The following is a 10,454-nucleotide window of genomic DNA, read 5'->3' as shown; positions in this document are numbered from 1 at the left end:
GCTCTCGGCATGGGCGGAACTGGCGGGCGGCGGGGATTGCGGGGCCGGTGGTTGCGGTCCCGGCGGCGGTGCCTGGCCGGCGTCGGGTGCCGGTGCGGGCGATGCGCCCTGCGTGGCCGGAGCCGGTGTGGCGGGATCTCCCGATCGTTTGTCGCCCGGCTGCGAATTCACCACGGTGATGGCGCCGGGCTTGGTGGGATCGGATTGCCTTGCACCATCTTTCGGCGCCGGGCCGTTGGGATCGGCGACGGTCCCCGCGGTGGCTCCACCCGTGGTGATCGGTCCCCCGACCGTTGCGGCGCCGTCCGTGGTCGACGTCGTGTGTTCCGGAGCGGCGGGATGCTGGGTCCCGATTCCTGCGCCGGTGCTGACCGCGACGGTGCCGGTGGCCAACAGGCCGATCGCGGCCGCCGCCGCGGCGACGATGGCGACCCGTCGCCTGCGGTTGCGGGCCGCGCCGGGGCGGTGGGTGGCGGTCGGTAGTGCAAGCGGGCCGGCCGCGTGGCTGGTGACCACGTGCTCCGCATCGGGCTGTCCGGCGATGACGAGCGAGGCGATCGGCGTGGTGTCGACCGCGTCCGGCAGTTCTGCCGCTAGCGCCGACGCGCCGAGTGCGCTCGTCAGCGCCGGCTCGGTGGCCGAGACGACGGGCAGGCCGAATTCGGTGGAGATCAGCTCGGTGAGCAGCGGGATCGCGCCGCCACCGCCGGTGAGCAGGACCCGGCTGACGTCGCCGATATCGATGCCCGCCCGATGCACGGCGTCACGGATCACAGCGAGCGAGGTCCGCAATGGGCCGCGGAGTAGGTCTTCGACGTCGTCGCGCACCAGCCGCACGGTGGTCGAATCCGCAGCGGCCGGGTTGGACCGGGTGGCCACTACGGTCGCGGTATGAGTGGAAAGCTCTTCTTTCGCAATTCTGCAGCGTTCGCGCAGTGCGGCCAATTCGCGCTCGACAATAGGGTCGAATGGGTCGGCGTCTATTCCGTCCGGGGCGTTTGCCAGCACATAACGCATGGTCAGCAGATCGAATTCGGAACCGGAGATTTCGGCGGTATGCAATGGAGTGCCGAGGAGCTCGATTCGCTCGCCGGTACGTACCACTGAGACGGTGAGACCGGTGGCGCCGAGATCGTAGACGAGCACCGCGTCATCGTCGGAAGTGGAGCCGCCCGCGGCACGCGACCAGCGCACGGCCGCAACGGGTTCCGGAATCAGGGTGAGATCGGGCAGGTTCAGGTCGTCGAGTGCGCTGCGCAGCATTGCCACGGTGTGCGGCGACCAGTGCGCGGGATGGCAGGCCACGATGGTGGCGTCGCCGTCCGAGGCCTCCTCGACGAGCCGGGCGATAGCGGTTGCGACCAGCGACGATGCCGAATGAGATGTGCCGTCGGCGGCGAGCATGGCCACCGGATCGCCGACGCGGGCCAAGAATCCGTCGATCCGTACACCGGGGGCATGCCTGCCGCCTGTCGCGGCCTCGGTCCCGAAGATCGTGGAACCGTCGGCGTCCAGCCGTAGCACGGTCGGATGGGTCAGGACCCTCTCGCTATCGATGCCCGGCTCGCCGTCCCGAGTCGCCATGACGGCAACCGAATTCGCCGATCCGACGGTGATGCCGAGCGCCAGACGCTGTGTCATTTGCGAAGATCCCCATTCGAGAACTGAGTACCGCTGCCGATGCCGAGATTGTTTGGTTGGGAAACGAATCGGAGCGCCGCGCCGACTCACCCCGCATGTCGGTTGCTGGCTGGCCGCTGTTACCGGTTGGGGGTGATTCGGGGAATTTCCCCTAATGGGTCGAATGCCCCTAACGGGTGTCCTGGCGTGAATGTGGGGTTTTGCCCCGTTCCGAAGTAACGACTCACGTCCCTAGCGTGAAATGCATTCCAACGACCGCGGATCTCCGTCCGCCGAGCCCAGGAGACGATTCTCGATGACACCCAACGCGATTCTCGAGTTCATCCTCGACTTGCTGCGCGACCCGGAGGCCGCGGCGGGCTACTGCCTCAACCCATGCCAGGCCCTCGCCTCGGCCGGGCTACCGGATGTGACGCCGGAAGACATCACCGCAGTGGCCCCGATGGTTGCCGAATCCGCCCTGGTCAGCGGCGGCTCTCAACTGTCGGCCATCATCGCCGCCGGAGCCAAGGCCGCCGCGGGAGCTGCCGTTGGTGCAGTGGGTGCGGTCGGCGCGGGCGCAGCGGTGGACGCGGGACTTGACCTCGGCGGCGACCTCGGCCTCGACCTCGGTGGATCCGCAGACACCGACATCGACCTGGATCTGGGCGGCGGCCTGAACAGCGGCATCGACCTTGACCTTGGCGGCGGTGCCGGCACGGGGATCGATATCGGTCTCGGCGGCGGCGCGAATACCGGGATCGACTTGGGTGCGGTCGTCGGCGGTGCGGTCGATACCGGGCTGGAACTGGGTGGTGATCTGGCTGCCGGGATCGGCGGCGCCATCGGTTCCGGTCTGGAGCTTGGCGGGGATCTGGCAGCGGGCATCGACCTTGGCACGGTCGTCGACGGTGCGATCGGCACGGGTCTGGAACTGGGCGGAGACCTCGGTGGAGACCTGGCTGCCGGGATCGGCGGTGCGATCGACACCGGGCTCGATCTCGGCGGCGACCTGGCAGCCGGTCTCGGTGGTGCGGTCGGTGGTGCGATCGGTGGAGGGCTCGATCTCGGGGGAGATCTCGGTGCGGGCGTAGGTGCCGGTCTGGGTGGCGCGATCGATACGGGGCTGGAGTTGGGTGGTGATCTGGCGGCAGGCATCGGTCTGGGTGCCGATGCCGACGGCGCGATCGGTACCGGGTTGGAGCTCGGCGGCGGCCTGTCGGCGGGCGTCGGCGGTGCGATCGATACCGGACTCGAGCTCGGGGGAGATCTCGGTGCGGGCGTCGGAGTCGGCTTGGGTGGGGCGGTCGATACGGGTCTGGGGTTGGGCGCTGACCTCGGTGCGGGCGTCGGCGGTGCTGTCGAGGGCGTCATTGGCAGCGGTGCGGAGCTGGGTGTGGGCGTGGGTGGCGGTGCAGATCTGGGCGGTGCTGTGGAAGCCGGGGCGGGGTTGGGGGCGAACCTGGGAACTGAGTTGTCCACAGGCCTGGAGGGGGCGCTCGGAGCAGGTGGAGACCTGGGGGCAGATCTGTCCACAGGCCTGACGGGTGCTGTTGGCGCGGGGTTGTCCACAGGTTTGTCCGGTGCCGTTGACGCGGCCGGCGACTTGTCCACAGGAGTGTCGGGTGATCTGGGGGGAACCGCAGGGATGGATCTATCCACAGGCCTCGGCGGAGCGTTGGATTCTGCGGGCGATGTCGGCGCGGGTTTGTCCACAGGGATCCAGGGAGCGGTCGGAGCCGGTGCGGACCTGAGTGGTGTTGCCGAAGCGGGCGCCGATCTCGGTGGTGCCGTCGGGGCGGGACTGGACGGTGCAGTCGGAGCCGGGCTCGATGCGGGCGCCGGTCTGTCCACCGGCATCGAGGGAGCTGTGGGTGTCGGGGCCGGTATCGGATCGGAGCTCGACGGTGCGCTGGCCAGCGTCGTCGAGGGCGGCGCGCAGGCCGGTGGTGACTTGGGCGCGACGATGGCTGTCGGGCTGGGCACAGTCGTCGGGGCGGGTGCCGACATCGGCGGCGGGGTGACCACCGGGTTGGAAGGTGTTGTGGATGGCGGTGGACAGGTCGGTACCGGCCTCGAACTGGGGCTCGGCGGGCTGTTCGGTGGTGACGGCGAGCTGTCCGCCGGTGTGGACGGGGCTGTGGACGGGGCTGTGGGGGAATTCGAGAGCGAGTTCGCCTCCGGCGCCGGTGCGGTGCTCGGCGGTGATGTGACCGCAGGCGGCGGGCTGGGCGCCGGGTTGGCGTCGAGTATCGGTGCTGTGGTGGATGGCGGGGCCGAGGCGGGAGCCGGACTCACGGCCGGGTTGTCGTCATCCGCGGACTTTGACACAGGCACCGGGCTCGCCGCGGCGGTGGATGGCGTCGTCGATGCGAGTACTGGGCTCGAACCCGGCGCGTCCGCAGGTGTCGTCGGCGGTCTCGGTGCTGGCGTGAGTGGTGCGGCCGATGTGGTCGCGGGTGCGGGTGCTGAGCTCGGCGGTGGGGTGGCTGAGGGAGCGGATGTGGTCGGTGGACAGCTGGGGATGGATATGGAGTCCGGGTTGTCGGGCAGTGTGGATTCCGCTGTGGGGGCGAGCGGCGAGGTAGGCACGGGGCTCGAGACCGGGCTCGGTGGGGCGGCGGGCTCTGGATCGGGTGTGGGCGGTGATCTTGGCGGTGGCGTCGATGCCGCGCTCGGAGCCGGAGCGGATCTGGGCGGAATGGTCGGGGCGGCTACGACGGGGACGGCAGTTGCCGACGGCGCCGGATACCTCGGCGCGGGCGCATCGGGCGCAGGCACAGCGATGGTCGACACCACCGTGAGCGGCAACGCAGACGTCGGAACGTCGGCGACTTCCACCATCGACTCCACCGCGAATACCTGGTCGACCGTGGATGTTTCGAGCGCCTTCGGATCCGGGCTCGACGGCGGAATCAGCGGAGCCGGTGGGACGGGATTGTTCTCGGAGTCCGGCATCGACGGGACCTCAACGGCCACCGTCGACGCCGACGACGCCCTGCTCTGACGACTGCGGTCCCGCCGAGAAGGAGAACCACCCGATGGTTGCACCCGCCACCACCACACCGCCTGCGGCGTCGCTGCTTTCGGTGCTCGGCGAGACCATTGCCGCCGCTCGTGCCGCGGATCGCGGCGATCTGGTCGGCCGCCTGGAGACGGCGGCCGACCGGGTCCGCGATCCGCGCCGCCGCATCGTGATCGCCGGCCAGCGCGATCAGGGCAAGAGCCGATTCGTCAACGCCTTGTTGAACAGTGACCTCTGCCCGGTAGGCGACGATGCCACCACCACGGTGCCGACCGTGCTCGCGCACGGCGCGACAACCGACGCTCACCTGATATTCGCGGGTCCTGACCTCTCGCGCGAGGAACGAGTGCACGTCGACGACGTCACCGCGGCCACCCGTGCCCCGGTGGTGGCGGACCGCCGCGCCACCCGCCTGGAGATCACGGCCCCGAACCAGCTGCTGGCCGATGGCATCGTCCTGGTCGACACCCCGGGTATCGGTCAGGGAAACAACAGCACCGCAACCATTCTCGGCATGGCGCCCGCATCGGATGCCGTGCTCGTGCTCTCCGACGCGTCCACCGAACTCACCGAGCCCGAGCTGACGTTCCTCCGCCAGGTCCGACAGCTCTGCCCGGCGGTGGCCCTCGTACTCACCAAGACCGACCTCTACCCGCATTGGCGTCAGGTCGCCGCCGCCGACCGCGCCCATCTCGACCGCGCGCGGCTGGAGGTGCCGATCATCGCCGTCTCCTCGGTTCTGCGCTCCCATGCCCTGCGGTTGCAGGACGCGCAGCTGGGTGCCGAATCGGGCTTCGGTGTGCTCTATCAGTTCCTGCGCGAACAGGTCGTGGCACGCGATCAGCGAAGCACCAGGATTGCGGTGTCGCGCGATATCCATTCGGCCGCCGAACATCTCGCGCTCGCGCTGGGCAGTGAGCTCGTCGCCTTGCGCGATCCGAAGCTGGGTGCGGCCGCGGTCGCGGAGTTGCGGGCGGCGAAGACTGCCGCCGAGGATCTGCACCGGCGCACCGCGGCATGGCAGCAGACGCTGGCCGATGGGATCACCGATCTCGCCGGCGATGTCGATCACGATCTGCGTGACCGCCTGCGGACTGTCGCCCGCGAGGCCGAGGAGTGGATCGACGACCACGACCCCGGCCGGCATTGGGCCCGCATCGAGGAATGGCTCACCGGCACCGTCGATTCGGCGCTCGGTGACAATCTGCTGTGGACCGGGGCCCGCGCGGAACGGTTGAGCGAGCTGGTGGCCGAGCATTTCACCGAACTCGGCGCGGTCGACCTGCCCGACGTGCGGCCGGGCGAGCACGACGATCAGTCTCGTTCAGCGGCGGTCACTCTCGCCGATCTGGAACCCGATATCGGAGTCGGCAGCAAGCTGCTTGTCGGTATGCGCGGCTCCTACGGTGGGGTGCTCATGGTCGGGCTGGCCAGTACTTTCGCAGGTCTTGCGCTGCTCAATCCGATTTCTCTCGGCGCCGGAGTGCTTGTGGGTGGCAAAGCGTTCCGTGACGATCAGCAAGCCAGGCTGGCCAAACGCCGCAATGAAGCGAAGATCGCGGTCCGCCGCTACGTCGATGATGTCGCGTTCCAGGCCGGAAAGGAATCCAAGGACCGCCTGCACCGGATCCACCGCGCCTTACGCGACCACTACACCGGCGTCGCGCAGCGCAGCCTGCGTTCCATCGACGATTCACTGAGCGCGGCGCAGGAGGCCGCGACCATGGAGTCGACCCGGCGTGCCGAACGTTGCGCGGTGCTGGAACGTCAGCTGCGGGTGGTGGCCGAACTACGCAATCACGCCGACGCGATGCGTCCACCGGCGGTGACCACGGCGGGTACGGTGACCGCGTGAGAGCGCGGGTGGAGACGACGCCGGGTGTCGTGAGCGAAGCGCGAGCACTGGTTGCGGCCGCGCGCCGGGAGCTGGCAGGCGAGCCGCGCGCGCGGGCACTGCTCGATGAGTGTGCGCGCAGGCTCGACCAACCGCTGCGGGTCGCGCTGGCCGGCTCGCTGAAAGCGGGCAAGTCCACGCTGCTGAACTCGCTGGTGGGCCAGCAGATCGCGCCCACCGACGCCACCGAGTGCACCAGGGTCGTCACCTGGTACCGGAACGGGTCTACACCTACCGTCACCGCGCGCGCCGCCGATGGTCGCGCGGCCAACGTGGTGGTGCGGCGTGGGGGTGGCGCGCACGGTCTGACCTTCGATCTCGACGGCCTCGACTGGGGAACTCCCGGCCCGCGCGCGGTGGATCATCTGGAGGTGGAGTGGCCCGCCACCACCCTGGCCGCCACCACGATCATCGACACCCCTGGCACCTCCTCGCTCTCGCGGGAGGTGTCGGCGCGGACGGCACGGCTGCTGACGCCCGACGATGCGAATGTGCCAGGCGCCGATGCCGTCGTCTACCTGTTGCGCAGACTCGATGACGCCGATACTCGTTTCCTCGAGCGGGTGGGAACGGCGGGCAACGGCAGCGGCCCCCTCGGGGTGATCGGTGTGGTGTCCCGGGCCGACGAGATCGGCGCAGGCCGCATCGACGCCCTGCATTCGGCGCGCGAGGTGGCGGCCCGGTTCGCGGGTGAGCTGGAGCGGACCGGGCTCTGTCAGGCGGTGATCCCGGTGGCGGGGCTGCTGGCGTTCGCGGCTGCGACGTTGCGGCAGCAGGAGTTCGCCGCCTTCCAGGCGCTGGCCGGTGTGCCGGTCGAGGAGTTGTCGGCCGCGCTGCTGTCCGCCGACCGGTTCGCCCGACCGGACCTGCCACTGCCGGTCGTCCCCGAGATGCGAGCCCAGCTCGCCGACCGGTTCGGCTTGTTCGGGATACGGCTGGCGATCACCCTGGTACGGCTCGGTGCTCGCGATTCGTCTGCGCTCGCCACGGAACTCACCGAGCGCAGCGGCGTGAACGAGCTGCGCTCGGTGCTCGACGTGCAGTTCGGCCAGCGTGCGGACCAGCTCAAGGCCCATTCGGCCCTCAGTGCCCTCGACCGGGTGCTCGCCGCGCACCCGGGTACCGCCGCCGATCTGCTGTTGCCGCATATCCGGACCCTGCTCGCCGATAATCACGGTTCCGCCGAATTGCGTCTGCTCGGCAGGCTGCGCACCGACGAACCCGGCCTGCCCGCAGCCGATCTGGCCGAACTCATCCGGCTCATCGGAGGTTCCGGGGTCGCTGCGTATCTACGCCTCGGCCTGCCCGCGGACACCGCGCCCGCGACTCAGCGCGCCGAAGCGATCGCCGCCGCGCAAAAGTGGCGCTCCCGCGCCAACCATCCGCTCGCCGACCAGTTCACCACCACCGCCTGCCTGACCGCCGCCCGCAGCGCCGAGGGGGTGCTCGCCCAGCTCACGCCGCTGGGCTGATACCTCCACGTGCATTCCCGCCGCTCCGCGTCAGCCTGTCAATCCGATTGTTCGAGCTGCTCGTCCATGCTGGCTCGCAACGCGCCGAGTAATTCCTCGAACGAGCGCAGCAGCTCCGGCGGATAGGAGTCGAGCACGGCGTCCTGGCGTGCGTTGACCGGGCCGAAGAATTCGTCGGCCAGGCGTTTGGCCTCGTCGCTGGCACGCAACGTCACCACCCGGCGATCGTCGAGTTCGCGTGAGCGGTGCACGTATCCGGCGCGTTCGAGCCGATTGAGCAGGGCCGTCATCGCCCCGGACGACAGCGGAATCCGCTTGCTCAACAACGCCGGTGAGAGCGGTGCGCCGGTCTGGTCCGCGGCGGCGATCTCCAGTAGGGCGAACGCGTCGGTGGAGTGCACACCGAGCGCGACGGCGAAGCGTCTGCCCAGCTCGGTGAAGCCCGCACCGTAGGCCATGAGCCCTTCGGTGAGCCGTTGTCGTTGCGCCGCGGTGCCGGTTGTCCGGTCCGCCATGGTGTGCCTCCGTTCGCGCGCTGTTCTGGATTGACAACCTACCGACTCACAATTTACCTTCACAATAAAGTAACTTCATGGTGGAGGTAAATTTGAGTACATCGACCGAGGCGCCGACGAGGCGTGCGTGGTTGGGGTTGATCGCGGTATCACTCGGTGTCGCGCTGATCGTGGTGGATCTGACGATCGTGAACGTGATCGTCGCCCCGATCATCGACGACCTGGCGATCACCTCGATCCAGGCGCAGTGGGTCCAGGAGTCCTATGCGATCGTGTTCGCCGCACTGCTGCTGCTCACCGGACGGTTGTCGGACCTCTACGGCGCGCGGAAGCTGTTCCTGATCGGCCTGGCCGTCTTCGGGCTGACGAGCCTGCTGGCGGCTTTCGCGCCGAACGGCGGTCTGCTGATCATCGCTCGATTCGTACAGGGCGTCGGCGGGGCGATGATCCTGCCGACCTCGCTGGCGCTGATCAACGCCGCGTTCACCGGCGAAGCGCGTGGGCGGGCGTTCGCGGTCTGGGGCTCGACCATCGGCGCGGCCGCCGCGGTGGGGCCGCTGCTCGGCGGTTGGCTGGCCGACTTCTCCTGGCGGTGGGCGTTCGGCATCAATATTCCCGCGGTGGTACTGATCGCGGTGGGAGTGCTGCGTTATCTGCCTGCCTCGACGACGGTGCGCGGGCGAGTCGACATCGTCGGCGCGCTGCTGTCGATCTGCGGCCTCGGCCTGTTGTCGTTCGGCCTGATCGAAGGCCGTGCGCACGGTTGGCTGCTGACCACCGAACCGCTGCGTCTCGCCGGTGTCGAGTGGAGCGGTGGTCCCTCGCCGGTGCTCGTCGCGTTCGCGCTGTCGGCGGTGGCGCTGTCGGCGTTCTGGCTGCGGCAATCTCGGCTCGGCCGCCTCGGTGCCGAACCGCTCATGGATGTGCGGCTTTTCGGGATCGGGTCGTTCCGAAAGGGCAACGCGGTCACGCTGCTGGTTGGTCTCGGTGAGTTCGGCATCATTGCCGTGCTGCCGCTGTGGTTGCAATTCACGCTGGGCTACAGCGCACTCCAGGCCGGGCTGGCATTGGTGCCGCTCGCGGTGGGCAGTTTTTGTGCCAGCGGCGCCAGTTTCTCGCTGACCGCGTCGGTGTCGGCACTCGGGCAGGTGCGCATCGGGCTCGCGCTGGAAGCCACAGGTTTGGTCTTGCTCGGGCTCTTCGCCGCGGCCGACAGCGCGTGGTGGACGATCGCGATCGCGCTGTTCGTGTACGGCATCGGCGTGGGGTTCGCGACCGCTCAGGTCACCAACGTCGCGCTCGCCGATGTCCCGGGGCCTAGCGCGGGCCAAGGCTCGGGTATTCAGAGCGCCGCGCGCGAACTGGGTTCCGCGCTTGGTATCGCGGTGCTCACCACGCTGTTCTTCAGTTCCCTCGGCGCTGGCACGCGTGACCGCCTGACTGACGCAGGTCTACCGGACCAGAACGTCGAGCAGTTCGGCGCCATGGTCACCGACAGCGCCGGATCGGTCGTGCCCGCCCTCGCCGCCGACCCCGCGACCGAGTCGATCGCCATCGCCGCCCGCGACGCGATGTCGGATGCGATCGAACTGTCGAGCTACCTCTGCGCCGCCCTCCTCGGCGCGGCCTTGCTCGCTACGCTGTTCATGAGGCCGACTCCCGCGCCGGTGAGCGAGCCCGACACGGAGCTCAGCAGGCGATAGGTTGCGGTCGGGGTGAGCTGGGTGGGTGGTGCGCCCAGCTCGCGCCGCCGCATCCCTCGCGGTGTGTCGATCGCGTCGGCCAGGTTGTGGGTTGCCCGAGGTAGCGGGCGGGTCACGATGTGGCCGCGGTGCTGGTTCGGAGGGGTAGGCGGCGGAAGAATGACGCGCGGGGTGGGCTCCGGGCGATGGGTTCGGAGGGTTTTCTTCCTCCGGGAATAGATCCTG

The 10,454-nt window shown here is 69.2% G+C and carries 6 protein-coding genes; 4 read left to right on the top strand and 2 right to left on the bottom strand.

Features of this window, described 5'->3' with window-relative positions; genetic code table 11:
* Positions 1 to 1,641 (bottom strand): Hsp70 family protein (locus tag GV792_RS09195; RefSeq protein ID WP_163823592.1); only part of this gene is annotated, 1,641 nt, incomplete at its 3' end.
* 295 nt (positions 1,642 to 1,936) lie between these two features.
* Here GV792_RS09195 and GV792_RS09190 point away from each other — a divergent pair.
* Genes GV792_RS09190 through GV792_RS09180 form a run of 3 tightly spaced genes read left to right on the top strand, consistent with a single transcriptional unit; the run spans position 1,937 to position 8,011 of the window.
* Entirely contained in the window at positions 1,937 to 4,627 is a 2,691-nt protein-coding gene (locus GV792_RS09190; protein ID WP_163823591.1) for an IniB N-terminal domain-containing protein, read from the top strand.
* 34 nt (positions 4,628 to 4,661) lie between these two features.
* The gene (locus GV792_RS09185; RefSeq protein WP_163823590.1) at positions 4,662 to 6,500 is read left to right on the top strand and encodes a dynamin family protein; all 1,839 of its coding nucleotides are present in this window, start codon (positions 4,662 to 4,664) and stop codon (positions 6,498 to 6,500) included.
* Positions 6,497 to 8,011, top strand: a complete 1,515-nt coding sequence (locus GV792_RS09180) for a dynamin family protein (RefSeq protein ID WP_178124420.1) — start codon at positions 6,497 to 6,499, stop codon at positions 8,009 to 8,011. The genes GV792_RS09185 and GV792_RS09180 overlap by 4 nt, the downstream gene beginning before the upstream one ends.
* A 38-nt stretch (positions 8,012 to 8,049) precedes the next feature.
* Here GV792_RS09180 and GV792_RS09175 read toward each other — a convergent pair whose 3' ends face one another.
* Positions 8,050 to 8,526, bottom strand: a complete 477-nt coding sequence (locus GV792_RS09175; RefSeq protein ID WP_163823589.1) for a MarR family winged helix-turn-helix transcriptional regulator — start codon at positions 8,524 to 8,526, stop codon at positions 8,050 to 8,052.
* A gap of 92 nt (positions 8,527 to 8,618) precedes the next feature.
* Between GV792_RS09175 and GV792_RS09170 the strand changes: the two genes are divergently transcribed.
* Complete coding sequence (locus GV792_RS09170) at positions 8,619 to 10,229, top strand: DHA2 family efflux MFS transporter permease subunit (protein ID WP_256673785.1); 1,611 nt, start codon at positions 8,619 to 8,621, stop codon at positions 10,227 to 10,229.
* Positions 10,230 to 10,454: the final 225 nt, after the last annotated feature.

Source organism: Nocardia cyriacigeorgica (assembly GCF_010868145.1).
GTDB lineage: Bacteria > Actinomycetota > Actinomycetes > Mycobacteriales > Mycobacteriaceae > Nocardia > Nocardia cyriacigeorgica_D.
The sequence above is the reverse complement of the archived record's forward strand: the minus strand, read 5'-3'. Positions and strand labels throughout refer to the sequence as shown.

Coding starts and splice junctions, on each gene's coding strand:
- GV792_RS09185 (WP_163823590.1), top strand. CDS start 4,662: ATGGTTGCACCCGCCACCACCACACCGCCTGCGGCGTCGCTGCTTTCG.
- GV792_RS09175 (WP_163823589.1), bottom strand. CDS start 8,526: ATGGCGGACCGGACAACCGGCACCGCGGCGCAACGACAACGGCTCACC.
- GV792_RS09190 (WP_163823591.1), top strand. CDS start 1,937: ATGACACCCAACGCGATTCTCGAGTTCATCCTCGACTTGCTGCGCGAC.